The organism is Nonomuraea soli (genome assembly GCF_013761175.1).
Lineage (GTDB): Bacteria > Actinomycetota > Actinomycetes > Streptosporangiales > Streptosporangiaceae > Nonomuraea > Nonomuraea soli.
Genome location: NZ_JACDUR010000004.1, coordinates 227,243 through 252,385, shown reverse-complemented (window position 1 = coordinate 252,385; position 25,143 = coordinate 227,243). Strand labels below are relative to the sequence as shown.

Sequence of the window (25,143 nt, the reverse complement as noted above, 5' to 3'; positions counted from 1 at the left end):
GTCGTGGCGGGTGGGCCGGCGCGTCACGCGCCGGCCTCGTACCCGCCGGCGATCTGACGCGCCTTGGCCAGGTCGTCGTGGTTGTCGACCTCGACCCACTTCACATCGCCGATCGGCGCGACGTGGATCTTCTCGCCGCGGTCGACCATCACCTGGTAACCGTCCTCGTAGTACAGCTGCGGGTCGCCCTCGAAGGTCGTCTTCAGCGCGTCGGCCAGCCGCTCGGCCGCACCCGGCCGGATCAGCGTCGCCCCGATGTACTCGCCGTAGGCGTCGGCCGGATCCATCAGCTTGGTGATCCGCTTGAGGTCGCCGCCGTCGAGCGTGACCTTCATCTCCTCGTCGGCCAGCTTCTTCACGTTGTCGACCGCGAGCAGGATGTCGCTGGTCTCCGGAGCGGCCAGCAGGGTCTCCTCGACGCTCACCGGGTGCACGGTGTCACCGTTGACGAGCAGCGCGCCCTGCGCAAAGTAGTCGCGCGCGCACCACAGGGAGTAGGCGTTGTTCCACTCCTCGGCCTTGTCGTTGTGGACGAGCTCGAGCTTGACGCCGTAGCGCTTCTCGAAGCCGTCCTTGCGCTCATGGACCGCCTGAGCCTGGTAGCCGACGATGATGACGATCTCCCGCAGGCCGACCGCGGCCAGGTTGCGGATGGAGATGTCCATGATCGTGGTGTCGCCGTCGACCGGCACGAGCGCCTTGGGCAGCGTGTCGGTGTAGGGCCGCAGCCGTCGTCCGGCCCCAGCGGCCAGCACCATTCCCAGCAACGTAAACTCCCGGAGGGTCCAAAGGCTTCGAGAGGCCTTCGGCCGCTCGATATTGCATTCGTGGAGAATCTCCACGTCCATAGGTTAGTTGCCAGGCGGCCCTGATCGGTCGAGTGGAAATCCGATGGACGGGCGGACCGGGCGGTGCGATAGTACTCCGCCGTGACCGAGACTCCCCTGGGCGACGGCCTGATTTTGCGTCCCGGACGGCCCTCCGACCTCGACCAGATCACCGCCCTCCTCACCGAACGCGGCGACGCCGCCGACGCCCTCGACCACCGGCTCGTCGTCGAGGACCCCGACGTGGGCTGGGACGCCTGCGCCGTGGTCGTCGACGGGGACCGGGTGGTGTCCACGGCGACGCTGCTGGACGAGGTCGTCCGGGTGGGCTCCGTACGGCTCGGCGCGGGTCAGGTCGAGCTGGTCGCCACGGACCGGGCCTACGAGGGGCGGGGGCTCGTCAGGGCGCTCATGGCGTGGGCCCACGAGCGGTCGGCGGCTCGGGGGCAGGTCGTGCAGGTGATGATCGGGATTCCGTACTTCTATCGGGTGTTCGGGTATGAGTACGCGATCGACATCCCACCGGCACTCACCGTACGAGGCACGGGCGACGGTGCTTCGCAGGGCGCCGGCTCCCCCACCGGCGGCTCCGTCCTCCGGCCCGCCGTGCCCGCCGACATCCCCGCCATGATCGCCCTCCAGGAAGCGGCCCAGAGCCGCTTCGACGTCGCCATGCCGCACCCCGCGCCCCGCTGGCGCTGGCTGCTGGCGCACGACTCCAGCACCCTGTGGGTCCTCGAACGTTCCGGCACCGTGGTCGCCTGCGCCCGCGTCACCCCGCCCGACGACGGCGAGGTGCTCCTCGCCGAGGCCACCGCGGCCGACGAAGCGGCAGCCGCCGACCTCCTGCGCGCCGCCTCGGCGGCCCACGCGGGCGTCCGCGTCGTCCACCGATCCGGTACGGTCACCGGCACCACCTGGCAGCGGCACCTCCAGCCGGAACCCCACACCCAGGCGAACCAGTACTACGTCCGCATCCCCGACCCCGCGACCCTCCTCAACCACCTACGCCCCGTCCTGTGGCAGCGCCTCACCGCAGCAGGCCTGGAGCGCGAGCAGATCGTGATCTCCACCTTCGGAAAGCACTACAGGCTGCCCGTCCTGGAGAACGGCCTCGGCGAGGTCGTCACCGGCCGCGCCATGCAGAGCCCCGGATCCGCCGGCGGCATCGGAGTCGCCCCCGACTACCTCCCGGCGCTACTCTTCGGCCCCCTGGGAACCGAAGGCCTGGCCCGCCTCCGCCCAGACGTGTACGCGAGGGACAAAGAGCTCTTCCACGCGCTGTTCCCCCCACTGAGCGCGGACATCCTCAGCTACTACCTCCCCTACTGACCCACCGAGAACTCGTTACTATTTTCGAAATCGCGTTGACACTCTGTGTAGCCAAGCCCGAACATATTCGGCATGCCCACCCCCTCCCACGACGCGGCCAACAGTCTGATCAGGGAACATCCCGAGCTCGCCGTACGATTCCTGCGCACCGTCGGGCACGTCACCCTCCCCGACGTCCCCGTGCAAGCCACCGACGGCGAGCTCAACGACCGCGTGTCCACCTCGTGCTACGCCGACACCGTGCTCGTCGGCGGCCCCATCCACGACCGCAGCTTCTCCCTCATCAGCGAGATCGAGACCCGCATCACCCAGGGCAAGCTGGATCAGACGATCCGCTACGCGGCCACGCTGTGGCTCCACTACCGCAAGCCGATCCACATCGTCTTCTTCACACCCGACCCGACCTACAAGAAGTTCGACCGCGAGGTCACAGTGACGTCGGGATGCCTCACCCTGTCGGTGGAAATCTGCTTCGTGGGACCAGACGACATCCCCGCCATCACCGACCCCGCCATGATGGAGACCGATCCCGCCCTGTTCGTCCTGTCGGTGATCGCCCACGGAGACCGGCCAGACGTGGCGGAGGCGTTCTGCCGAGGGATGGCACACCTCCCTCGCGACTACGCGGCGTATTACTATGAACACGCGGCAGCCAAGGCCACCCGGACAATCAGGCAGCGCATGGAGGCGACGATGAAGCTCCAGATCCCCGCATACAGCGACATGGCGAAGGAACAACGGGGCATCGGCCGCACCGAGGGCAGGGAAGAGGGACGAGTCGAAGGCAGGGCAGAGGGCCGCGCTGAAGGCAAGGCCGAGGGACGCGCCGAGGGCAAGGTCGAAGCGCTGCTCATCACGCTCGAAGCCCGTGGCCTCACCGTGTCACCCGAGCAACGCGCTCGCATCGAGGGCTGCACGGATCTGGCCCAACTTGACCTCTGGATCCGCCGCGCTCTCACATGCCCAACAACCGCCGAGGTCCTGGGTTCTGTCGTCCAGTGACGCGGCTCCAGATCCCCGCATACAGCGACATGGCGAAGGAACAACGGGGCATCGGCCGCACCGAGGGCAGGGAAGAAGGCAGGGCAGAGGGCCGCGCTGAAGGCAAGGCCGAGGGACGCGCCGAGGGCAAGGTCGAAGCGCTGCTCATCACGCTCGGAGCCCGTGGCCTCACCGTGTCACCCGAGCAACGCGCTCGCATCGAGGGCTGCACGGATCTGGCCGAACTTGACCTCTGGATCCGCCGCGCTCTCACATGCCCAACCACCGCCGAGGTCCTAGCCGTCTGAGTCCACGCCACTCGGCCCCGGGAATGGCCGCGCAGCTCCACGCCGCTCGGCCCCGAGAATGGCCGCGGAGCTTCACCGAGCAGAGCATTTCCATCCAAGGTTCGCGCACTCCGGCACACCCCCGTCGACCCGAGGCCACGCGGCCCCACAGGGAGCTAGCCTCGGGGCTCGCATGACTGCTCCGCCCACAGTGCCCGGCTTCACCCGGCGCCTCACCATGGGGTGCCCGGGCGAAGCACGGGCCTTGGGCGAGACGTGCGAGCGGAGCGAGCTCGACCGGGGGCCGCGACCTGGCGCGGCTGGGAGAACAGCCCGAGCTGCAAGTGCGCAGCGCCCGCTCGCGAGGACCTTTCGCGCGGCGATGAGCGTAGAAGGAGGGTGGGCTAGAGGGAGGGTGGGCTAGAGGGCGGGCGAGCTAGCGACAGAGGGCGGACTGGCGAGAGAGGGCGGGCTAGAAAGGGCTAGCGAGACAAGGCGGGCTGGCGAGACGGCAGATGACGAGGGCCGCATAGCGAGCCAGGCACCGACAAAGCCCCTGACGAGTGCCGAACGATGCAGACCTACCCCTGCCGCTCCCCCCGAGGCGCCGCCAGCCAGCACGTCAGGCTCTCCCACCCGAAGAACACCCACAAATACGCCGCCAGCACCCCGAACCCCACCGTGGGCCACCCCGCCACGACTCCCAGCGAGACGGCGATCATCCGCCCGTCCCATCCCAGCCCGAACGTCGACAGCCAGGGCGGCGGGTAGACCCTCTGCCTGAGCCGATACACCAGGTCGTAGTGGTGAAACGCCATCGCCCCCAGCAACGCGAAGATCCACAGCGGTCCCACCTCGTGCGCGAATCCCACCGCCGCGATGCAGATGTACTCGATCCCCCGCAACAGCGGCGGCGCCATCCAGTCGTAGCGCCCGTCGTGGGGGTGTGAGCTGCCCGGCCCCGCGAGCAAGAGTGTCATCGCGAGCGCCAGCACGGCCCAGTCGTTGGACCCGGCGATCCCGATCACCATCAGCACGCCGATGACGAACGCCGCGACGACGAGGGGCGGCAGCGGGGGTAGTTGCCCGGCGACCATGAATCCCATGGCCCGTGAGATGGGCCCGTCGTCGCGGTAGGCGACGACGGAGCTGCGCGGGATGGGCGTCATGTGCACGGAGATCATGTCGAGGCCCTCTCGATCCGCCCGATGAGCTGGTAGAGCAGCGCTACGGCCCCCCAGCCGAGCAGTGACAGGAAGGTGACGCGGGCGTTGAAGACGGCGGCTGTGATGGCGATGAGCGCGGTGCGCTCGCCGATCGGCAGGACGATCATCTTCTTCAGCCATCGGGTGAGTGTGTCGCGTTCGAGGCGGGCCCGGATGCCGTGGGGTCCCTGGTCGGCGGGTTCCATGAGGGAGCGGGGCGGCCGGGCCCAGGCGGCGCCGACGCGGGCGGCGTCGGAGACTGCCCCGGCGAAGGAGAAGTCGACGGTGTGCCGGGTGACCTGGAGGATCATCGCGCCGACGGCCAGGTACCAGATGCCGTCGGGGTTGCCGAGGCCGGCCGCGTAGCCGATGGCGAGGCCGGCGTAGACGAGGTATTCCTTGAACCGGTCGGCCATGGCGTCGGCCCACGCGCCCAGCGGGGTGAACTCGCGGGTGTAGCGCGCCAGCTGCCCGTCGACGCAGTCGAGCACGAACGACAGGTAGAACAGCACCCCGCCGAGCACTTGCGCCCAGCGTGCGCCGTAGGTGAACCATACGGCTGCCAGGACGGCGAGGCCGATCGAGATCCCGGTGACGGAGTTGGGCTTCAGCTTGAGCCGGGCCGCGAGCCGTACCAGCGGTTTGCTCCATGACGAGACGAAGTGGGTGGCGAAGAAGCCGTCGTCGGTCTTGACCGCGGTGTCGAGCCGTACGCGGGCCTCGTCGACGTCGGCGAGGCGGGTGACGGCGGAGTCGACGCCGCTCTGCCCGGTGACGCGCCCGCAGTGCAGGGGTCCGATCTGGGCGGCGCGTACGCCGACGCCGGAGCGGACGAGGCCGACGAGGAGCAGGTCGGTGGCCTCGATGGCGGTGACGGGGCCGAGGCGTCCGGCGGCGACGAGGTCGGCGAGCTCGTCGGAGATGTCGGCCAGGCAGCCGAGGTCGGCCTCGCCGACCTGGAGCACGGACAGGAAGGTCGCGTTGGCCTCGGGGACGGTGTGGAAGGAGCTGCCCGCGGCGGCGACCCGCCCGCCTTGCAGCCGTACGGGCGGGTGCAGGGGCCCTGGCGGGCGGTCGGGCGAGACGAGGGCGGCGGTGTCGTGCGACGGGTGCTCGAGCAGGAGCGCGAGCGACTCGGTGTGCGCGACGATGTCGGCGGGCAGCACGACGACGGGGCCGTGGGTCAGGCGGGCGAGCTGGGCGACGGCTCGCAGGTCGTCGGCCAGGCCGCCGCCCGAGGGCACGATGTGCACCTCACGGACGGGTAGTTCGCCCAGCTGGCCGCTCAGCCGGTCGACTAGGGTGCCGTCGGCGCAGGCGAGCCGGCAGGCGGGTGTGGTGGCCAGGACCACCGCGGCGGTGGTGGTGCTCTCGCGGGTCATCTGTTCCGGCAAAGCGCAGGTCTCCTCCCGGTCGCGAGGGAGTGCGTGAACACAGCGTAGCGAGGCAACCCCCGAAAGCCCCGTTACCCTCGCCGTATGACTGGCGATTCTCGACTTCGCTCCGTGGCCGTCGTCCTTGCCGGAGGGGTGGGGCAACGGATCGGGCTGAACACGCCCAAACAGCTCATCAAGATTGCCGGCAAGACGATCCTGGAGCACACTCTCGCCCTGTTCAACGGCGCACCGGAGATCGACGAGATCATCGTCCTGATGACGCCCGGCTTCGCGGGCGAGGCCGAGGAGCTCGTGGCCAGGTCCGGGTTCGGCAAGGTCAGCCAGGTGCTGGAGGGCGGCGCCAGCCGTACGGAGACGACCTGGCGGGCGCTGAAGGCGCTGGGGCCGCAGGAGTGCAACGTGCTGCTGCACGACGCGGTCCGTCCGCTGCTGAAGCCTTCGATCATCACCGAGTGCGTCCAGGCGCTGAAGTTGTACGAGGCGGTCGACGTCGCGATCCCGAGCTCGGACACGATCGTGGTGGCGGCGCCGGGGCCGCGCGGTGAGATCATCCGCGACATCCCCGACCGGTCGCGGCTGCGCAGGGGCCAGACGCCGCAGTGCTTCAGGCTCAGCGTGATCCGCGAGGCCTACGAGCGGGCCTTCGCCGACGCGGACTTCGACAAGCATCCCGCGACCGACGACTGCGGTGTGGTGCTGCGTTACCTGCCCGACGTGCCGATCTACATCGTTCCGGGCAGCGAGCACAACATCAAGGTCACGCATCCGGTCGACGTGCACATCGCCGACAAGCTCTTCCAGCTGACCGCGGTGACCGCGCCGCTGCCGTCGAGTTTCGCCTACCGCGAGGCGCTGGCGGGCAAGACCGTGGTGGTCTTCGGGGGTTCGTACGGCATCGGCGCCGATGTGGTGGAGCTGGCGCGCGGCTACGGCGCGACCGTGCATTCCTTCTCCCGTACCCAGAACGACACCAGGGTGGAGGACTACGACAGCGTCGCCAAGGCCCTGGCCGCGGTGGGCCGCGCCGACTACGTGGTCAACACGGCGGGCGTGCTGCACATGGGCAAGCTGGCCGAGTCCAGCGAGGAGACGATCGCCGAGACGGTCGGCGTCAACTACCTGGGCCCGGTCAACGTGGCCCGCGCCGCCTACCCGTACCTTCGTGACACGCGCGGCAGGCTGCTGCTCTACACCTCCTCGTCGTACACCAGGGGCCGCGCCGACTACAGCATCTACTCCTCGACCAAGGCGGCGGTGGTCAACCTGACCCAGGCCCTGGCCGACGAGTGGGCGAGCGACGGCATCAGGGTCAACTGCGTCAACCCGGAGCGCACGAGCACGCCGATGCGGGAGCGGGCCTTCGGCGAGGAGCCGGCGCACACGCTGCTCTCGCCTCGCGCGGTGGCCCAGACCTCCATCGATGTACTGATTTCCGACCTCACCGGCCAGGTCGTCGATGTTCGGCTGGATGGGGCGATTACCGTGTGATCACATGAGGAGACTCTGTGCGATCGCCGTGCTGCTGGGCGTGTATCCGCTGTTGCTGATCACCGCCCTGTGGCCGTCGCCGCTGTGGTTCGCCGCGGTCGCCGTGGTCTCCTACGCCGCCGAACTCGTCGCGCCCCGCTCCTTCCTGGCCGTGCTGTCGAAGGTGCATCTGGGCGCGACGCTGCGGTTCACGATCCGCGAGATGGCGGCGCTGCTGCTGGTGGCCAGGACGGCCGGCGCCGACTCGCCGTGGTTCATCGCCCTGGCCGCCGGGCTGTTCGCGATGCACGGGGTGCGCGCGGTCCAGACGGGCCTGGCCGTACGGCTGCGCCACACGCTGGCGCAGATGCCCGTGACGACGCGCAACCTCGACGTCTCCGAGCTGCGGATCCCCTCGGAGCCTCCCGAGTTCCTCACCAACTACCGGGGGGTGCGTTTCCTCTACCTGGACGCGCTGCCCGTGCTGGGCGCCGCGGTGAGCGCGACGGCCGGGGCGGTCGGCGCGGGCGTGGCGTTGCTGCTGGGCCTGGCGGGCTCGGCCGCCCTGCTCCCCTACGTACGGCGGGCGGAGCCGCTCACGAACGCGGCGAGGGTCCTGGAGGTCGTGGAGCGCCAGGTCAGGGCGTACGAGCCGGAGGTGGTCCTCTACTTCTCCGGCGTGCCGCAGGGCGCCTACCAGGTGCGCATGTGGCTCGGGACAATGGAGCGGGCCGGCCGGCGCACGATCGTGGTGCTGCGCGAGCGGGGCATCGCCGAGCTGCTGGGCGCGACCTCCCTGCCGGTCGTGTGCATCCCGTCGTCGGCCGACCTCATGGGCTTCCACGCGCTGTCCAGCGCCCGGTTGTGCCTCTACGTCGCCAACGTGGGCAAGAACATCCACATGCTGCGCATCCAGGGCATGCGCAGCGCGTTCATCGGCCACGGCGACAGCGACAAGGAGGCCTCGTTCAACCCGTTCTCCAAGGTCTACGACGAGGTGTGGGTGGCGGGTCCCGCCGGGCGCGACCGCTATCGGAAGGCCAGGGTGGGGGTGCGTGACGAGAACGTCCACGAGGTGGGCAGGCCGCAGCTCGACGGGGTCTCCCATGAAGGGCCCGCCCTGCCGTACATGACGGTGTTGTACGCCCCCACGTGGGAGGGCTGGACCGACGACCTGTACCACACGTCGCTCACGACGATGGGCCCGCGCCTGGTCAAGGCGCTCCTGGAGCGCGGGGTGCGGGTGATCTACAAGCCGCACCCGCTGACCGGGCACCGCGACAAGGCGGCCAGGCGGGCGGGCAAGAAGATCGTCGCCATGCTGGAGTCGGCCAACCTGGCCAACGCCAAGGCCCGTCACCCGTCGTCGGGCGGGGCGGGCTCGCGCATCACCCACCTGATCGTCGCCGGGCAGCAGCCGCACCTCTACGAGTGCTTCAACAACGCCGACGTGATGATCGGCGACATCTCCAGCGTCGTCTCCGACTTCCTGGCCAGCGGCAAGCCGTACGCGGTCACCAACGTGTCGGGCATGCCCGACCGCGCCTTCGCCGAGCGTTATCCGAGCTCGGAGGCGGGTGTGCTGATCGGCCAGGACCTGGAGGGCCTCGACGTGCTGCTGGACGGGCCCGACACGTTGGCCGAGGCCCGCCGCAAGCTGCGCACCTACCAGCTCGGACCCGACTACCCGGACGCGCTGACGCGCTTCAGGAGGTCGGTCGAGAGAGCTTTCGAGGGCTGGTGAGGAAACCCCAGCCCCAGGAGAGGTGCATGGTGATGTAGACGAGCATGAGCCTGGCCTTCACCCCGGAAGGCAGGCCGCTGCCGGTCAGCACGGTGCCCGCGCCGATCGCCAGCAGGTAGCCGCCGGGGATGATCAGGCCGAGCGGGAACCACGGCGACACGAGCAGCCCGGCCAGCATCGCCAGCACCGCGCCGGGCGGGGCCAGGTAGCGCAGGTTGATCGTGCCCTCGTGGGTGCGCGCCACCACGCGCCGCCAGCGGCCGTAGTGGAAGTACTGCTTGGCCAGCGCCTTGACGTTGGGGCGCGGCCGGTAGGACACGCGCATGCGCGGCTGGAACCACACCAGGCCGCCGGTCTGGCGGATGCGGTGGTTCATCTCCCAGTCTTGCGCCCGCTGGAAGTGTTCGTCGTAGCCGCCGACCCGCAGCAGCGCCGAGCGCCTGAACACGCCGAGGTAGACGGTGTCGGCGGGTCCCGCCGTGCCGCCCACGTGGAAGGCGGCGGCGCCCACCCCGATCTTGGAGGTCATCGCGCGTGCGACGGCCTGCTCGAAGGCGGTGACGCCCTCGGCGGCCATGACGCCGCCGACGTTGTCGGCGCCGGTCTCGCGCAGCGTCTCGACCGCGACCTTCAGGTAGTCGGAGGGCAGCATCGCGTGGCCGTCGACCCTGGCGATGATCTCGCAGGTCGTGGCGGCGATCGCGGCGTTGAGGGCGTTGGGGGTGCGGCCGGTCGGGTTGGGCACCACGGTGACGCGCGGATCGCGGGCTGCGATCGCGTCGGCCACCTCCTGGGTGCGGTCGTGGGAGGGACCCACGGCCAGGACGACCTCGATCTGGCCTGGGTAATCCTGCGACAGGACCATGGTCACGGCCTCGTCGAGGTGGCGCTCCTCGTTGAGGACGGGCATGATCACGGAGACGGGAGGCCAGAGTCCGGTCTGCGTGGACGGCGCGTCGGGGAACTGCTTCATAGCGGGGCTCACGCTACTGTACGAGCAGGGTGGTTGGGCAACCTTCTCCAACGGGGGGCGCGCGTGGATGACGGTGGTGTGCATGTGGGCGGCGACGCCTACGGCGGGGTCACCATCCCACGCTCCCCGCGCAAGGCTCCGCGAAGGCGCCGGCGCAACCTGATCCTCGCCGGTGCGATGTCGGGCGTCGTGCTGATCGGCAGCGGCGCGGTGTGGGCGACCTCCACGTACGGCCTGAGCGGCTTCGGCTCGGTCGACGCGGGCGCGTCCGGCATCCAGTCCGAGGGCGCGATGAACATCCTGCTCGTCGGCGTCGACAAGCGCGACGACCTGTCGCGGCGCGACCAGCGCCAGCTGAAGCTGGGCCGCGAGGTGGGCCAGCGCACCGACACGATGATGATCATCCATCTGTCGGAGGACCACAGCAAGGTCACCGTGGTCAGCCTGCCGCGCGACACCTGGGTGAAGGTGCCGGGCAAGGGTGACCACAAGATCAACTCGGCTTACCAGCTCGGCGGCCCGAAGCTGACGGTCAAGACCGTCCAGGAGGCCACCGGCCTGCCCATCAACCTCTATGTCGAGGTCAACGTCCTGGGCTTCATCGACGTGGTCGACGCCGTCAAGGGCATCACGGTCTGCACTCCGGTGCCGATCAACGACCAGAAGATCAAGTTCAATCTGGCGGCGGGCACCCACCAGCTCGACGGCGTGCAGTCGCTCTTCTACGCCCGCACCCGCGCCACCGTGCGCTCCGACCTCGACCGCATCGACCGCCAGCAGCAGGTCATGTCGGCCCTGCTCGACAAGGTGCTCAGCCCGCAGACCCTGACCGATCCCGCCGCGCTGGGCAAGTTCATCCAGAGCGTGCAGGCGAGCGTCAAGATCGACCCGCAGAAGGACCTGAACGCCCTGGTCACCCAGCTGCGCGACACCTCGCTCGACAACGTGAGGTTCGCCCAGATCCCGATCTCGGACGTCGACTTCAAGACCCCGACCGGCGAGTCGGCGGTGCTGTGGGACAAGGACGGCGCCGCCCAGCTGTTCGGCAGGATCAAGGCGGACCAGGACGTCGCCGAGCCCGCCCAGCCGTCGCCCTCGGCGTCGGCGTCGGCCTCGCCCAGCGCTCCTCCGCTGACCGTGCCGCCCGAGCGCATCCAGGTGCGGGTGCTCAACGGCACCGACATCCAGGGCATGGGCGCGCGCACCCGCGACGCGCTGCTGGGCGCGGGATTCCTGGTGCCCGAGACGGCGGGCAACACCGCGCGCAAGGACTTCACCAAGACCGTCATCCGCTACGGCGCGGGACGCGAAGACTCCGCCCGCACCCTGGCGGCGGCGATTCCGGGCGCGGAGCTGAAGCAGACCGACGTCCAGGGCGTCGAGCTGGTGCTCGGCACCGACCAGCCCAAGGTGCGCAAGGTCAAAGTCACCGTAACGCCGACCCCTGGTCCCACCTCGACCGCTCCGGCGACTCGAACAGCAAGTCAGAATATCTGCAAGAAATAGGCATACAACCTCTCAATTAGGGCAGCTCCTGGTTCGGAGGTAGAGCCATGGTTGTCCAGATGAAGCAGGAGAGCCCCTGTACTGTCTTCCAGCTCCACGGCGAGCTGGACCACCTCGCGGTCCCGCGGGTGCGAGCGTTCATCGATCAGGCGTGGCCGGCCGGGGAACCTCCTCATCTCGTCCTCGATCTGAGCGAGGTGCCGTTCTGCGACTCCTCCGGGCTCGGGCTCCTGGTGCGCACGCTCCAGCGGGTACGGCACGCGGGAGGCTCGCTGGTGCTGGTGGTCGGGCCCGGGATGATCGAGCGGCTGCTGACCATCACCAACCTCGACGGGCACTTCCGGACGACGCGCTCGATGCGCGAAGCCCTGGACGCGGCGGCCTGACGGGTGCCGCCGCCCGCATCGGGTGCGCCCACGCCCTCGGGTCCCGGGTCTCCCGGAGCCACCGGTTCGAGCCCGGGATCACCCGAGGGCCTGGAACCGATCAGGATCCAGGCGGCGCAGGCCGACCTCGACGACCTGCGCGATCGGCTCCGCCGTACACGCTGGCCCGATGAGGAGCCGGTCGGCGACTGGTCGCAGGGCGTGCCGCTGTCGTACCTGCGCGAGCTGTGCCGCTACTGGGCCGAGGAGTACGACTGGCGCGCGGTGGAGGCACGCCTCAATGCCCTGCCGCAGTTCCGCACCCGGATCGACGGCGTCGGCATCCACGTCATGCACGCGCGTTCCCGCCATCCCGAGGCCATGCCGCTGATCATGACGCACGGCTGGCCCGGCTCCGTGCTGGAGTTCCTCGACGTGATCGGCCCGCTGACCGACCCGCCCGATCCCCGTGACGCCTTCCACGTGATCTGCCCCTCGCTGCCGGGCTACGGCTTCAGCGACCGTCCCGCGCACACCGGCTGGACCGTCCACCGCATCGCGGAGGCCTGGGCCACGCTGATGGACCGGCTCGGCTACGACACGTACGGCGCGCAGGGCCACGACTGGGGCACCACCATCTCGACCCTCCTGGCCAAGAAGCACCCGGAACGCCTGGCCGGCATCCACCTCGTGCCGCCGCTCGCCGCTCCCCTGGCCGCGCCGCTGCACGACGACCTGACCGCGGCCGAACGCACCGCCCTGGCCGACCTGGAGCACGCCGCCCAGTGGGAGTCCGGGTACTCCGGCCAGATGGCCACCCGCCCGCAGACCCTCGGCTACGGCCTGACCGACTCCCCCGCCGGGCTGTGCGCGTGGATCGTGGAGAAGTTCCACGCCTGGAGCGACGGCATGCCGTTCTCCCGCGACCGGCTGCTCGACAACGTCACGCTCTACTGGCTGACCGGCACGGCGGCCTCCTCTGCGCGCCTGTACTGGGAGAGCATCCGCGAGGTGTCCTCGTGGTTCACCACCGCCACCACCGACCGCATCACCGTGCCCACCGGGGGCTCCATCTTTCCCCGCGAGGTGCCGCGCCCGTCGCGCCGCTGGGCCGCGCGACGCTACGCCGACCTGCGCTACTGGAACGAACTCGACAAGGGCGGGCACTTCGCGGCCATGGAACAGCCCGAGGTGTTCGTCGAGGAGGTCCGGGCCTTCTTCCGGCTCGTCCGGCTATGATCGATTGGGAGGAGATCGCCCTTTCCCCGGAGGCCTCTGACCTTGTTCGAGCAGTTCCCCGAGCCCGCCCGCTCCGCGCTGGTCGCCGCCGGCGAAGAGGGCCGGACCAGGCCCGAGTGGTGTTTCGTGAAGGATCAGGCGCGCGTGTGCTTCTGGGCTCCCTATCGCGGCGCCGACCCGGTGATCACCTGGTACTTCGAGCCCGGGCTCGACGCGTCGGCGGGAGCCGCGCTGCTGCGTGAGGGCCTGGCCTCGCTCGGCGTCGACAAGATGATCCACGACATCGCGCTCAGCCCCGGCCTGACACCCTCCTTGGATCGCTCCATCGAGCACACGGCGGTGCTGGAGGCCGGATTCCGGCTGGAGGTCGAGCGGCTGCGGTTCGAGTGGGCGGCGGGCAGCGACCTGCCGGAGGAGTCCGGGCGGCTGACCTACCGTCCCGCCCGCGACCTGGGGGCGCCCTACGTCGTCAACCTGCTCGTGGAGATCTCGCGGGGCTCGCTCGACCACGACACCAGGATCGAGGTCGCCACACGCGGCGCGTTGCACGAGGCCACGGGCATGTACGCCGACCTGGTCCACCGCAAGGGCAAGCCCGACTGGTTCGTCGTCGGCTTCTCGGGGAACCGGCCGGTCGGGCTGGTCGTGCCCGACGACCACTCGATCGCCTACATCGGCGTCGTCCCCGACCTGCGCGGCCACGGCCTGGTCGACGACCTGCTGGCACGCGGCACCCGGACCCTGGCCGAGGCGGGGCTGGAGCGTATCGTGGCCGCGACCGACGTGGGCAACGCTCCCATGGCGGCCGCCTTCGCCCGCGCCGGATACGCCCAGACCGGGCGGCTGTTCCGCTACTACTGGAGATCCGGATGAGAATCGGCGTGATGTTCGACCGCGACCTGGCGCCGGAGCAGCTGATCCCCTACGCGCGGGCCCTCGACGCCATGCCCCGCGTCGACGACCTGTGGGTGGTCGAGGACCTGGGCTGGACCGGCGGGCTGACCTCCGCCGCCACCGCCCTGGCGGTGACCGGACGCCTGCGGGTGGGCCTCGGCATCGCCCCCGCTCCCCTGCGCAACCCCGCGCTGCTCGCCATGGAGCTCGGCAACCTGGCCCGGTTGCACCCCGGACGCCTGGTGGCGGGCATCGGCCACGGCGTGCAGGACTGGATGCGCCAGGTCGGCGCGGCTGCCCGCTCGCCGCTGGGGCTGCTGGAGGAGACCATCGTGGCCGTGGGCGCGCTGCTGCGCGGCGAGCGGGTGACGCTCGACGGACGCGAGGTGCACCTGTCGGACGTCGCACTGGTGCACCCGCCCGCCGCCGTCCCGCCGATCATGGCGGGCGTCCTCGGCCCCCGGTCACTGGCGGCGTCGGGACGGCTCGCGCAGGGCACGATCGTGCCGGAGGGCTACGGGCCCGCCCTGCTCGCCCAGGCGCTCAAGCACATCGCCCCCGCGCCGGACCACGAGATCGTGGTCCTCACCAACCTGATGATCGGCACCCTGCCCGACGCGATCGTCCAGGGCACCGCGGGCTTCCTCAAGATCGACCCCAGCGAGGTCTTCTCGGTGTCGGGCACCGCCGAGCAGGCCGCCGCCCGCCTGGCCGAGCTCGACCGGGCGGGCGCGCACACCGTGGTGCTGCGTCCGGCCGACCACGACGACCCGCTGCGCCACGTCAGCGAGCTTCTTGCCGCGCTGAGCTGAGGACCTGCCGAAGGAGCGGGCGGGCCGCCATGGCCACCAGGGCCGCGGCCGCGACTCCTATCACGGCCGCGATCACCGCCCTGGAGACGGCCCACCCGATACCTTCGAGATCGGGCGAGGGTACCGCGACGACGACCAGCAGGCCAGCGGCGGAGGCCACCAGGCAGACCGGAGCCGAGGCGATCATCGCCTGCCTGAGCAGCACCCTGCCCAGAGCGCGCGCGGGCACTCCGGCCGCCGAGAGGGTGGCGTAGGAGCGGCGGCGGTCGATGAGCTCCTCGGCCTGGTGCACCACCAGCGCGACCGCCGCGGTACCCAGCGCGATCAGCACGGCGGTGTCGACCAGGGCGTGAGCCACGAGGTATCGGCCCATCAGCGCCTGCTGCGCCCCGGCCGCGCCCTCGAAGAAGACCGCCAGCGCGACCAGCGACAGAGCCCTGGCCCAGCCCCGCGGGTCGTCCTCGACGGCGCGGGCGGCCAGGAGCGTCTCGGGGCTCGCCGCCCGGCTGCCGATCCGCCGGGCCACGGCGCGGATCAGCCACGTCGCCGCCAGCGTCAGCCCGAAGAGGATCAGGACCAGGCCGGCCGCGATCAGCACCGCCGTGCCGTACTTGCCGAAGAGCGGGAAGCGGCCCCTCGCGAAGAAGCCGGTGACCACCATGGCGACGCCCGCGACGGCCAGCAGCAGGTCAAGCACGCGCGGCCCCCGCCGTCGCGCGCGGCGGACCACGCCGAGCGGGGTGGCGACGACATGCCGTCCCGCGCGAGCGCCCGCGACGACCCCGCCGGCGGTCACGAGGGCGACGATCACGGGGACCTGGGTGTACGGCCCGGTCAGGTGGGTCAGCAGGTAGAGGGCGGACCCGGCCAGGGAGCCGAGCAGCGCCAGCCTGCCGCCTTCGAGCGCGCCGAGGCGCCGCACCTCGGCGGGCGTGGCCCCGGCCAGGCGCAGGGCCGCCAGACGGCGCTCCCTGGTGGTCGTGGCCAGCCGGTGGGCCTGGTGGATGAGCCCGGCGGCGGGAACGGCCATGATGCCGAGCGCCAGGCCCGCCAGGGAGCTCCACTCGTCGCCGAGGTCGACCAGGCTGATGCCGTAGCAGAGCAGGAAGGCGGCCATCGCGGAACCTGCGGCGGTGAGGCGGTCGCGGATCCGCTCGGCCCGGGAGCGGCCGCGGCGGAGCATGCGTAACAGGTCCGTCATCGGGCGCTCCCGGCGAGCACCACGCCGTCGCGCAGGGCGATCTCTCTGTCGGCGTAGGCCGCGACGCGGTTGTCGTGGGTGACGATCAGCACGGCCGTACGGCTCGCGCGGGCGGTGTCGGTGAGCAGCCGCATGACCCGCTCCCCCGCCAGGGTGTCGAGCGCCCCCGTGGGCTCGTCGGCGAAGACGATCCGCGGCCCGGTCACCAGCGCCCTGGTCAGCGCCACCTGCTGGATCTGGCCGCCCGACAACTCGCTAGGGCGCCGGCCGCCGAGCTCGGTCTGTTCCAGCCTGTCCAGCCACCCGGCCGCGACGCCCAGCGCGTCGTTCCTGCCGTGGCCGTTGAACATCAGCGGCAGCGCCACGTTCTCCAGCGCGGTCAGCTCGGGCACGAGCTCGCCGAACTGGAAGATCACCCCGAAGCTCTCCCTGCGTAACCGGGTGAGCTCGGCCTCGCCAAGGGTGTCGATGCGCCTGCCGTCCAGCGTGACGATCTCGCCCGCTTCCAGGCGGAGCGAGACCCCCGACAAGGCCGTGGTCCTGCCGTACGACTTGATCAGGCTGCGGCCCTCAAGCATGATCGTCCCCCTTCAACCGCGCCAGGGCGGTCTCGATCCAGCGCAGGTCGGCGTCGAGATGCTGCAGCGCGAAGTCGGCCGCCAGTACCTGGGCGGGCGTACCCGCGCCCTTCTCGGCGGTGAGCTCGCGCATGCGGGCCAGGTGCGCGGCGCGCTGCCTGACCAGGTATCCGTCGGCGCGCTCTCCCGCGACGGCGACGCGGGCGAACAGCGGGCTGGAGATGTACGGCACGGGCGGCTCGGTCTCCTCCAGCCACCTGGACAACTCGGCCCTGCCCGCCTCGGTGACGGCGTAGACGGTGCGCTCAGGTCCGCCTTCTCGCTGGGTTTCGGCCACCTCGGCCAGCCCGTCGCGCTCCAGGCGCTGGAGCGTGGCGTAGACCTGGCCGTAGGCCAGCGGGCGGTTGCCCGGCAGGCGTTCGTCGTGCCCCTTCTTGAGCTCGTAGCCGTGCTTGGGTCCCTCGGCGAGCAGACCGAGGAGCACGTGAGCGATCGACATGGCGCGACTATACACATAGTGAATAGTTACGCTCAATCCATGATCCGTGCGGCGTTACCCGGCGACGTGGACGACATGGTCAAGCTCATGGCGCGGCGGCGTGAGCAGTACGAGCACTACCAGCCGCTGTTCTGGCGGCGTGCGGAAGGGGCCGAGGAGGGGCACGCGGCCTTCCTGGCCAAGCTGGTCGAGCAGCCCTCGGCGATCAGCCTGGTGGCCGCCTCCGACGGCTTCGCGGGCTTCGTGATCGCGACCTTGGTGCCCTCTCCCCCGGTCTACGACCCGGGCGGGCTCACCTGCCTCATCGACGACTTCTCGGTGATCGACGACACCTCCTGGCGCACGGTGGGCGTCGCGCTGCTGGAGGCGGCGTGCGACGAGGCGCGTTCCCGTGGCGCGGTCCAGGTCGTGGTGGTGTGCGGGCAGGCCGACGAGGCCAAACGCTCAGCCCTGCGGCTGGCCGGGCTCACGGTCGCGTCCGAGTGGTGGACGGTTCCGCTGAGCTAGGCGGATGAGCCGCTTCGTCGCCGCGATGGCCGCGGAGCCGACCGCGCCGACGAGCGGTTCGCGCTCCTCGTGGGCGGTCGGGCCGGAATCGGGCAGGGCGGGGTCGAGGCAGCCCGCCCTGCAGCTCTCCAGCTGCGCGGCGAAGGCCAGGCCCAGGAAGAGGGCGATGGAGCTGAGGAACGACCACAGCAGCAGCGCCATGACGGCGGTCAGCGGGCCGTACGTGCTGCCGAAGGTGCCGCTCCTGGTGGTGTAGAGCGCGAGGCCCAGCGTGAAGATCATCCAGAGTGCGAGCGTCACGAGCGCGCCGAAGGCCAGCCACGTGTGCCCTGGCTGCCTGCGCCGGGGCGAGGTGCGGAACAGTACGGAGGTCGAGACCAGGGCGAGCAGGAAGCCCACCGGCCAGCGCACCACGTCGAAGGCGGTGCGCAGACCGGGGCCCCACTGGTAGACCCGGGCCAGCGCGTCGCCGATCGCGCCTCCGCCGACCATGACGACGAAGCCGATCACCATCAGGCCGCCCGCCGTGAGCGCGAGCACGATGGCCCTGCCGTACTTGCGGTGGAAGGGACGGTCGCGCTCCATCCCGTAGATCCGGTTGGCGCCCCGCTCGACCTGGGCCATCGTGCTGGTCAACGAGACCACCGCGGTGACCAGGCCCAGCCAGAGGGCGACCGCGTCCCTGGTCCTGGCTCCGCGGTTGAGGATGTCGAGCACGGCGGCGCCGCCCTCGCCCGGCGCCAGGTTGCTCAGGGCCAGCTGCAGCACCTGGCCGAGGTGTTCCTGGTGGGCGACCGAGCTGAGGCCGACCAGGGCGATGGCGCCGGGGATGATCGACAGGCACATCTGGAAGGCCAGGGCGCGCGAGTGACTCATGCCGTCGCCGTAGCGGAAACGGACGAAGGAGTCATGGGCCAGGCGGCGCAGGCCGTACTGGCGCAGGGTGGTCCAGGCGTCGTCGGCGGACAGCTCCATCGTGCGCGTCTGGGGGACAAGGGTCGCGGATCCCACGCGGACAAACTACCGCTTTGCGGCTTTCGCCGGTTTCTGCGGTAACGCTCATCTCATGGTCGGCTGAAGTTACTCACTTGTCCCACTCACAGTCAGTGATCTTGGTCATATACCCGGCATGCGTCACTCGCTCTGCGCTCTCCTGATCACGACGATGCTGCTCGCCGCCTCACCCGCCGCCGCCGCCACCGTCACGGTCGTCGCCCACCGCGGCTCCTCGGCCGACGCCCCCGAGAACACCCTGGCCGCCGTCAAACTCGCCCTGCGGCACGGCGCCGACCTGGTCGAGTTCGACGTCCAGCAGACCAGGGACCGCAAGCTGGTGCTCATGCACGACACCAGCCTGGCCCGCACCACCGACGCCGAACGGGTCTTCCCCGGGCGCTCGCCGTGGCGGGTGCGCGACCTGACCCTGGCCGAGATCCGCCGCCTCGACGCCGGATCCTGGTACGGCGCGCGGTTCAGGGGCGAGCGTGTGCCGACCCTGCGTGCCGTACTGGGCGAGCTGCGCGGCAGCGGGGCGGGAGCGCTCGTGGAGCTCAAGGCGCCGCGCCTGTACCAGGGCATCGAGCAGCGGGTCGCGACGGAACTGAGCTCGTCGGGGGTGCGGGCTCTGGTGCAGTCGTTCGACTGGGCGTCGATGCGGCGCTTCCACCGCTGGGCCCCCGACGTGCCGGTGGGCCTGCTCGGGACCCCTGCGGTGTCACGCCTGGACGAGCTGGCGCGCTTCGCCACCCACATCAACCCGCCCTACCGCGACGTGACCGCGTCGTACGTGCGGCAGGTGCACCGCCACGGGATGAAGATCTTCCCGTGGACGGTGGACTCACGCGCCGCGGCCCGCCGGCTCATCGCGGCCGGGGTGGACGGGATCATCACCAACACGCCGGGTGTTCTCACCCAGCCCTGATCACCGCCAGCATGCCCGGCCTGCTCATCCGGCCCTGAACACCGTCAGCACGGCCGCGTGGTCGGAGGTCCACTCGTTGTCCCGGTGGCCGGGCACCGGCGCCGGCGTGCCGGTCACGACGGTCCGCGAGCTCACGACCTCCAGGGCGCCCGTGAAGTGGATGAAGTCGATCCGGTCCTGCGGCTCGGGCTCGCCCTTGTGACCGTCGTGGCCGTATCCCCCGGTGAAGATCGGGTAGATGGGCGACCACGTGACACCCGGCTCGGCGACGGGATCGGGATGGGCGACGCGGAAGGAGTCGCGCAGGCCCGCCTGCTCCGGCAGGACCGAGGTGGGCCACGGCACCTGGGCGTAGCCGCAGCGGGCGGCCGCCCGCGTCCAGTCGAGATGCGAAGGGGCGTTGAAGTCGCCCGTCAGCAGGACCGGCGTCCCGCGGCCCGCCGCCTCCAGGTCTGCGGCCATCGCGCGGACGATGCCCTCGATCTGCGCGGTCCTGCCGGATGCGGCCTCCTGAGCGAGCAGCTGCTCGACGGTCATCTTGCCGAAGCACGCGTCGTACGGGCCGTAGGGCGTGTAGCCGAGGTGGGCGCTCCACAACGACAGCTGCCTGCCGCCGAGGTCGACCCGGGTGGCGACGACCGGCAGGCCGCCCGGCGCGGTGCGCGCGGTGATCGGGTAGCGGCTGATCACGCCGACGCTTCCCGAGCTCTGGTAGTAGTCCCAGCCCAGCGCCTCGCCCAGGGCCTTGGCCGCGGTGCCGGAGGTCTCCTGCAGGCCCACGACGTCGATGTCGTGGTCGAGCAGGAACTTCAGCTGCTTGTCCCTGCCGTGGTTCACCTGGCTGCCGCCGTGCCACAGGTTCCAGCTCAGCGCCTTCAGCTCGGGCACCAGCGGGCCGCCAGGCGGGCGCACGTCGATCGTCAGCTCCGCCGTACGGCTCTCGCCCGCGCCGTTGGACGCCGCCACGCCGACCCGCGCCGTCTTGGCCGAGGCGCTCGCCGGCGGGGTGCCGGTCACCCGGCCGTCGGCGGAGACGTTCACCCACGCGGGACCGTCGGTCTTGGCGAAGCTCAGCCCTTCGGTGTTGCCCCTGGCCAGGCCGGCGATCGTGGCCGCGTAGGCGCTCTTGGCACGGGCGTTGCGCAGGGGGATGCGATCGGTGGCGAAGCGCAGCGGTTCGTTGCTCACGATGCGCAGCTTCGCAGGCTGGGCCAGCCATTCATAGCCGTCCTGGGCCAGGGCGTAGGCGACGTAGTCGCCCGGCTCCAGCCCCGCGGTGTCCAGGCTCGCCGTACCCGTGGCGTCCGGGACGTAGACCCAGGCGAGCGACGGGCCCACGTACTTCTGGTCCACCGGGCCGTTGCCCGGGTCGGTGTACAGGCCAATCCAGTTCTTCTTGTGTGGTCTGGGGGTGGTGTAGGCGAAGGTGGCGGGATCGCCCGCTTTCACCGTGGTCGAGACGGGGGTGATGGCGCCGTCGGGAGCCGCCTGCGCGGCCGGGGCCGCTGTGATGAGAGCCAGTACGGCTGCCGCCGTCAGCACGACAATCTTGCGCATGGGGACAGCCTGTCGGCGCGGCGTGAACCCCACGTGTACACAGCACTGACTTGTCTGGACAAGTCAGCCTTTGTGGTGGTGCTGGCTCCACCAGCAGACCGGCACCCCGCCCCATCGCCACGCCACCGACCTGGTTCCTATCGTCGAGGCATGCGAACCGCCCCCGTCCTGCTCGTCGGCGCCCTCGTCGCCGGCGGAGCGCTCCTCGCCGCCAACGGCCCGTTCGACCGCGAGCCGCCCGTCCCTCAGTCGGACATCAAGACCGCCGCCTACGAGCTGACGGGCGACACCTTCTCGATCTCCGCCAGCGGGCCCGTCCGCTTCGCCCTCGTTACGGGTACGGCGGGGCGTATCCAGGTCACCAGCAGGCGCAGCTGGGCCGGGCCGCTGGAGCACAGCCAATCCTGGGACGACGGCGCCCTGGAGATCGGCTACTCGTGCGACGAAGGATGCCGCGCGGACTACACGATCACCGTCCCCGCGGGCACCCGCGTGACGTTCCACGGCTCCGCCACCCGGCCGGCCGCCTGTCCTGCCGGGATCACCTGCGACTAGCGTGAGCTTCCATGAGCATCTCGACTGCTGACCTGTTCGACGAGCGCGGCGACGAGCTCGACTCCTGCGACCTGCAGCTACGACAGTACGGCGGGCACGCGGCGTTCTCCGGGCCGATCGTGACCGTTCGCTGCCATCAGGACAACGCCCTGCTCAAGGCCATCCTGGGCGAGCCGGGAGAGGGCAGGGTGCTGGTGGTCGACGGCGGCGGGTCGGTACACACCGCACTCATGGGCGACCTCATCGCCGGGTCGGCCGTGGCCAACGGGTGGGCGGGAGTCGTGATCAACGGGGCGGTGCGCGACGTCGTGGCGCTGCGGGAGCTGGCGCTCGGGGTGAAGGCCCTGGGGTCCAACCCCCGCAAGAGCGGCAAGGAGGGCACGGGGGAGCGCGACGTGCCGGTGTCGTTCGGAGGGATCACCTTTCAGCCGGGCGCGACCCTCTACAGCGACGACGACGGGATCCTCGTCACCCGCGACCTCGCCCGCCGGGCCTGAGGCTCTCGACCCTCAGGCCTTGCCGTACTCCACCCTTTCGACCGTCCACCTCCGGCACTGCTCGCTCAACGTGAACCCCAGCCCAGGACGGTCAGGCACGACCATGCGCCCGCCCCGCGTCTCCAACCGCTCCTCGAACAGCGGGTTCAGCCACTCGAAATGCTCCACCCACGCCTCCCTCGGGTACGCGGCGGCCAGGTGCAGGTGGATCTCCATCGCGAAGTGCGGCGCCAGGTCGAGCCCGGCGTGGTCGGCCAGCGTCGCCAGCCGCAGGAACGACGTGATGCCGCCGACCCGGGGCGCGTCCGGCTGGATGACGTCGGCCGCCCTGGCCTCGATGAGCCGCACGTGCTCGGCGACGCTCGACAACATCTCACCGGTCGCGATCGGGGTGTCGAGCGCCTCCGCGAGCCGGGCGTGCCCCTCGGCGTCGTAGGCGTCGAGCGGCTCCTCGATCCACACCAGCCCGAACTCCTCCACCGCCCGGCCGAACCGCAAGGCGGTGGCACGGTCCCACTGCTGGTTGGCGTCGACCATCAGCGGCACGTCGTCGCCGATGTGCTCGCGGACCGCCGCCAGCCGCCGCAGATCGGCCTTGGTGTCAGGCTGGCCGACCTTGATCTTGATCCCGCCGATCCCCGCCTGGAGCGACGCGCTCGCCCGCTCCTTGACCTCCTCGATCGGCGCGTGCAGGAACCCGCCCGAGGTGTTGTACGTGCGCACCTCGTCGCGGTAGGAACCGAGCAGCTTGGCCAGCGGCAACCCCGCCCGCCTGGCCTTCAGGTCCCACAGGGCGACGTCGATCGCCGCCAGCGCCTGCGTGGCCACCCCCGACCTGCCCACCGACGCCCCGGCCCACAACAGCTTGTCGTACACCCGGCCGATGTCCGAGGGATCCTCGCCCAGCAGGCCCTCGGCGACCTCCTTGGCATGCGCGTACTGCGCCCGCCCCCCGGCTCGCTTGGAGTAGCCGAACCCTGTGCCGCGTTGCCCGTCATGCGTGGCGATCTCGGCGAACAGGAAGGCGATCTCGGTCATCGGCTTCTGGCGCCCCGTGAGGACCTTCGCATCGCTCACGGGGTTGGCCAAGGGGAGGGTCACGGAGGAGAGGGCGACATGGCGGATGCGGTCGGCAGGCATGCGGGGGGTCTGTCCTTTCATTCACTTTCACAGCTATCATCGCCACATGGCGATCAATGATGCGGGCAGATGCGTCTCCGCCGACATCGCGGCAGGAGTCTCACCCGCCGCGGCCCTGTTCCACTCGCTGTCCGACGAGACGCGGCTACGCATCGTGCGGCGCCTGGCGCGCGGAGAGGCCCGTGTCGTCGATCTCACCACAGAGCTCGGCCTGGCCCAGTCGACGGTCTCCAAGCACCTGGCGTGCCTGCGCGACTGCGGGCTGGTCGACTACCGGGCCGAGGGGCGGCAGTCGTTCTACGCGCTGACGCGCCCGGAGCTCATGGACCTGCTCGCCTCGGCCGAACACCTGCTCTCAGCCACCGGCCACACGGTCACGCTGCGCCCGGCGCCCTGATGATCACCCTGCCGAGAGGTCCCGTGACGGTCGCCACGGCAGCAGATCCCCTGCCGGCCACCCTCCAGCGGCACGGCCCACTGACGGTCACCACGCCACGCAGGCCCCGTGACACTCCCCATGCCAGCACGCCCACTGACGGTCACCCTCCCGGGCGCGGACCGCAGACGGTCGCCCTTCCCCTGCGCAGCCCGCTGGGGACCCGCTGATGAGCACCCTCCCCCTGGGCCCCTCCCCCGCCCGCCGCACCGTGCTCCAGCGCCGCATCCGCTGGCTCGTCGGCGCCACCATCACCTACAACGTGATCGAAGCGATCGTCGCCATCACCGCCGGAACCGCCGCCTCCTCGGCGGCACTCATCGGCTTCGGCCTCGACTCCATCGTCGAGGTCGCCTCCGCGACCGCCGTGGCCTGGCAGTTCTCCACCGCCGACCACGAGAGCCGCGAGCGCACAGCCCTGCGTGTCATCGCCGTCTCGTTCTTCGCCCTGGCCGCCTACGTCACCTTCGACGCCCTGCGCGCCCTGCTGGGCGGCGGGCAGGCCGAGCACTCGACGGCGGGGCTGGTCCTGGCCGCACTCAGCCTCGTGGTCATGCCCTCGCTGTCACGCGCCCAGCGCCGCACGGGTCGGGAGCTCGGCTCCGCGTCAGCGGTTGCCGACTCCAGACAGACCCTGCTGTGCACGTACCTTTCGGGAGTGCTACTGGTGGGGCTGGCGCTCAACAGTGCGTTCGGGTGGTGGTGGGCCGACCCGGTGGCGGCGCTCGTGATCGCCGGGGTTGCCGCCAAGGAGGGCCGGGAGGCCTGGCGCGGCGACACGTGCTGCGCCTGCTGAGAGCTTCGTCAGGACGCTTCCCCTGGAGTGGCGATCCGGTAGTAGATCCGAGGCACCGACCACCATGGGCCTGGCCTCACGAGCCGGCGGGGGGATGTCGCCCAGCATTTCTCCGTCGTAATGCAGATACAGCGGCTCGAGCCCTGAACCGACCTCTCCTGCGAAGTAGAGCTCAAAGATCCGGCGCTTCCCCGGGGTGCGGATCACGGCCGAGGCCGAACATGTGGGTCCATCCCGGTGCATGAGGATGACGTCGAGGAACTCGCCGTCATCACTCTTGGGCATCGTGAACACCCCGTCGGCTCGTGCCAGGCAGCCCCATCGCGGCCGTCTTCGGCCCGCCCAGCCGAGACCGGGCGGCACCCGAAGACAGCAACCACGCGGGGAGCGCGAGGGTTCGCCCTCGCCGGGGTGTGGGGCGAAGCCC

General features: G+C 70.8%; 26 protein-coding genes. 16 read left to right on the top strand and 10 right to left on the bottom strand.

Features of this window, described 5'->3' with window-relative positions:
• Positions 1 to 23: 23 nt before the first annotated feature.
• Positions 24 to 767 (bottom strand): phosphocholine cytidylyltransferase family protein, encoded by a 744-nt coding sequence (locus tag HNR30_RS19625; RefSeq protein WP_181611363.1) that lies wholly within the window; start codon positions 765 to 767, stop codon positions 24 to 26.
• Positions 768 to 929: 162 nt separating this feature from the next.
• On the opposite strand from HNR30_RS19625, the gene HNR30_RS19620 reads away from it, so the two are divergent.
• From HNR30_RS19620 to HNR30_RS19610, 3 genes are all read left to right on the top strand, one after another.
• Positions 930 to 2,159: a GNAT family N-acetyltransferase gene (locus HNR30_RS19620; RefSeq protein WP_312894510.1), complete on the top strand. Its 1,230-nt coding sequence runs from the start codon at positions 930 to 932 to the stop codon at positions 2,157 to 2,159.
• 72 nt (positions 2,160 to 2,231) lie between these two features.
• Entirely contained in the window at positions 2,232 to 3,161 is a 930-nt protein-coding gene (locus tag HNR30_RS19615; protein ID WP_181611362.1) for an RpnC/YadD family protein, read from the top strand.
• Complete coding sequence (locus HNR30_RS19610; protein WP_181611361.1) at positions 3,158 to 3,448, top strand: RpnC/YadD family protein; 291 nt, start codon at positions 3,158 to 3,160, stop codon at positions 3,446 to 3,448. Before HNR30_RS19615 ends, HNR30_RS19610 begins: the two co-directional genes overlap by 4 nt.
• Positions 3,449 to 4,008: 560 nt before the next feature.
• Here HNR30_RS19610 and HNR30_RS49345 read toward each other — a convergent pair.
• Positions 4,009 to 4,611, bottom strand: coding sequence for a DUF5941 domain-containing protein (locus HNR30_RS49345; RefSeq protein WP_181611360.1), 603 nt, complete (start codon positions 4,609 to 4,611; stop codon positions 4,009 to 4,011).
• A complete protein-coding gene (locus tag HNR30_RS19600) occupies positions 4,608 to 6,026 on the bottom strand; it encodes a CDP-alcohol phosphatidyltransferase family protein (protein WP_281389726.1) in 1,419 nt (472 codons plus the stop codon). The genes HNR30_RS49345 and HNR30_RS19600 overlap by 4 nt, the downstream gene beginning before the upstream one ends.
• 84 nt (positions 6,027 to 6,110) lie before the next feature.
• Here HNR30_RS19600 and HNR30_RS19595 point away from each other — a divergent pair, with 84 nt between their 5' ends.
• Together HNR30_RS19595 and HNR30_RS19590 are read left to right on the top strand one after the other, a co-directional pair.
• The gene (locus tag HNR30_RS19595; RefSeq protein WP_181611359.1) at positions 6,111 to 7,517 is read left to right on the top strand and encodes a bifunctional cytidylyltransferase/SDR family oxidoreductase; all 1,407 of its coding nucleotides are present in this window, start codon (positions 6,111 to 6,113) and stop codon (positions 7,515 to 7,517) included.
• A gap of 4 nt (positions 7,518 to 7,521) precedes the next feature.
• Positions 7,522 to 9,240 carry a CDP-glycerol glycerophosphotransferase family protein gene (locus tag HNR30_RS19590; protein WP_181611358.1) on the top strand — a complete coding sequence of 573 codons (1,719 nt, stop codon included), beginning with the start codon at positions 7,522 to 7,524 and terminating at the stop codon, positions 9,238 to 9,240.
• Here the strand turns inward: HNR30_RS19590 and HNR30_RS19585 are convergent.
• Positions 9,203 to 10,213, bottom strand: a complete 1,011-nt coding sequence (locus HNR30_RS19585) for a glycosyltransferase family 2 protein (protein WP_181611357.1) — start codon at positions 10,211 to 10,213, stop codon at positions 9,203 to 9,205. The two genes, HNR30_RS19590 and HNR30_RS19585, sit on opposite strands and share 38 nt — an antisense overlap.
• A gap of 63 nt (positions 10,214 to 10,276) precedes the next feature.
• On the opposite strand from HNR30_RS19585, the gene HNR30_RS19580 reads away from it, so the two are divergent.
• The 5 genes from HNR30_RS19580 to HNR30_RS19560 are packed head-to-tail and all read left to right on the top strand — an operon-like array spanning position 10,277 to position 15,029.
• Positions 10,277 to 11,719 carry an LCP family protein gene (locus HNR30_RS19580; protein ID WP_312894508.1) on the top strand — a complete coding sequence of 481 codons (1,443 nt, stop codon included), beginning with the start codon at positions 10,277 to 10,279 and terminating at the stop codon, positions 11,717 to 11,719.
• A 47-nt stretch (positions 11,720 to 11,766) separates the two neighbouring features.
• A complete protein-coding gene (locus tag HNR30_RS19575; protein WP_181611355.1) occupies positions 11,767 to 12,105 on the top strand; it encodes an STAS domain-containing protein in 339 nt (112 codons plus the stop codon).
• Positions 12,106 to 12,108: 3 nt separating this feature from the next.
• Positions 12,109 to 13,323: an epoxide hydrolase family protein gene (locus tag HNR30_RS19570; RefSeq protein ID WP_312894507.1), complete on the top strand. Its 1,215-nt coding sequence runs from the start codon at positions 12,109 to 12,111 to the stop codon at positions 13,321 to 13,323.
• A 42-nt stretch (positions 13,324 to 13,365) separates the two neighbouring features.
• Positions 13,366 to 14,196 (top strand): GNAT family N-acetyltransferase, encoded by an 831-nt coding sequence (locus HNR30_RS19565; protein ID WP_181611354.1) that lies wholly within the window; start codon positions 13,366 to 13,368, stop codon positions 14,194 to 14,196.
• Positions 14,193 to 15,029 (top strand): LLM class flavin-dependent oxidoreductase, encoded by an 837-nt coding sequence (locus tag HNR30_RS19560; RefSeq protein ID WP_181611353.1) that lies wholly within the window; start codon positions 14,193 to 14,195, stop codon positions 15,027 to 15,029. The genes HNR30_RS19565 and HNR30_RS19560 overlap by 4 nt, the downstream gene beginning before the upstream one ends.
• Here HNR30_RS19560 and HNR30_RS19555 read toward each other — a convergent pair.
• The 3 genes from HNR30_RS19555 to HNR30_RS19545 are packed head-to-tail and all read right to left on the bottom strand — an operon-like array spanning position 15,001 to position 17,307.
• Complete coding sequence (locus tag HNR30_RS19555) at positions 15,001 to 16,230, bottom strand: FtsX-like permease family protein (RefSeq protein ID WP_181611352.1); 1,230 nt, start codon at positions 16,228 to 16,230, stop codon at positions 15,001 to 15,003. The genes HNR30_RS19560 and HNR30_RS19555 overlap by 29 nt on opposite strands.
• Positions 16,227 to 16,808 carry an ABC transporter ATP-binding protein gene (locus HNR30_RS19550; protein WP_181611351.1) on the bottom strand — a complete coding sequence of 194 codons (582 nt, stop codon included), beginning with the start codon at positions 16,806 to 16,808 and terminating at the stop codon, positions 16,227 to 16,229. The genes HNR30_RS19555 and HNR30_RS19550 overlap by 4 nt, the downstream gene beginning before the upstream one ends.
• Positions 16,801 to 17,307 carry a PadR family transcriptional regulator gene (locus HNR30_RS19545; protein ID WP_181611350.1) on the bottom strand — a complete coding sequence of 169 codons (507 nt, stop codon included), beginning with the start codon at positions 17,305 to 17,307 and terminating at the stop codon, positions 16,801 to 16,803. Before HNR30_RS19545 ends, HNR30_RS19550 begins: the two co-directional genes overlap by 8 nt.
• Positions 17,308 to 17,346: 39 nt before the next feature.
• Here HNR30_RS19545 and HNR30_RS19540 point away from each other — a divergent pair, with 39 nt between their 5' ends.
• Positions 17,347 to 17,814, top strand: a complete 468-nt coding sequence (locus tag HNR30_RS19540; RefSeq protein ID WP_181611349.1) for a GNAT family N-acetyltransferase — start codon at positions 17,347 to 17,349, stop codon at positions 17,812 to 17,814.
• On the opposite strand, the gene HNR30_RS19535 is transcribed toward HNR30_RS19540, so the two are convergent.
• Positions 17,752 to 18,825 carry a YihY/virulence factor BrkB family protein gene (locus HNR30_RS19535; RefSeq protein WP_181611348.1) on the bottom strand — a complete coding sequence of 358 codons (1,074 nt, stop codon included), beginning with the start codon at positions 18,823 to 18,825 and terminating at the stop codon, positions 17,752 to 17,754. The two genes, HNR30_RS19540 and HNR30_RS19535, sit on opposite strands and share 63 nt — an antisense overlap.
• A 118-nt stretch (positions 18,826 to 18,943) precedes the next feature.
• Between HNR30_RS19535 and HNR30_RS19530 the strand changes: the two genes are divergently transcribed.
• Positions 18,944 to 19,735, top strand: a complete 792-nt coding sequence (locus HNR30_RS19530) for a glycerophosphodiester phosphodiesterase (RefSeq protein WP_181611347.1) — start codon at positions 18,944 to 18,946, stop codon at positions 19,733 to 19,735.
• Positions 19,736 to 19,759: 24 nt separating this feature from the next.
• Here HNR30_RS19530 and HNR30_RS19525 read toward each other — a convergent pair whose 3' ends face one another.
• Positions 19,760 to 21,292, bottom strand: a complete 1,533-nt coding sequence (locus HNR30_RS19525) for an endonuclease/exonuclease/phosphatase family protein (RefSeq protein ID WP_181611346.1) — start codon at positions 21,290 to 21,292, stop codon at positions 19,760 to 19,762.
• Between the two features lie 150 nt (positions 21,293 to 21,442).
• Here HNR30_RS19525 and HNR30_RS19520 point away from each other — a divergent pair, with 150 nt between their 5' ends.
• Positions 21,443 to 21,847, top strand: coding sequence for a hypothetical protein (locus HNR30_RS19520; RefSeq protein ID WP_181611345.1), 405 nt, complete (start codon positions 21,443 to 21,445; stop codon positions 21,845 to 21,847).
• An 11-nt stretch (positions 21,848 to 21,858) separates the two neighbouring features.
• Positions 21,859 to 22,344, top strand: a complete 486-nt coding sequence (rraA, locus tag HNR30_RS19515; protein WP_181611344.1) for a ribonuclease E activity regulator RraA — start codon at positions 21,859 to 21,861, stop codon at positions 22,342 to 22,344.
• A 12-nt stretch (positions 22,345 to 22,356) separates the two neighbouring features.
• Here rraA and HNR30_RS19510 read toward each other — a convergent pair whose 3' ends face one another.
• On the bottom strand, positions 22,357 to 23,484 hold the full coding sequence (locus HNR30_RS19510) for an L-talarate/galactarate dehydratase (protein ID WP_181611343.1): 1,128 nt from the start codon (positions 23,482 to 23,484) through the stop codon (positions 22,357 to 22,359).
• Positions 23,485 to 23,530: 46 nt separating this feature from the next.
• On the opposite strand from HNR30_RS19510, the gene HNR30_RS19505 reads away from it, so the two are divergent.
• Together HNR30_RS19505 and HNR30_RS19500 are read left to right on the top strand one after the other, a co-directional pair.
• Complete coding sequence (locus tag HNR30_RS19505; RefSeq protein WP_181611342.1) at positions 23,531 to 23,881, top strand: ArsR/SmtB family transcription factor; 351 nt, start codon at positions 23,531 to 23,533, stop codon at positions 23,879 to 23,881.
• Positions 23,882 to 24,089: 208 nt separating this feature from the next.
• A complete protein-coding gene (locus HNR30_RS19500) occupies positions 24,090 to 24,716 on the top strand; it encodes a cation efflux transmembrane domain-containing protein (protein WP_181611341.1) in 627 nt (208 codons plus the stop codon).
• The last annotated feature ends 427 nt before the right edge of the window (positions 24,717 to 25,143 follow it).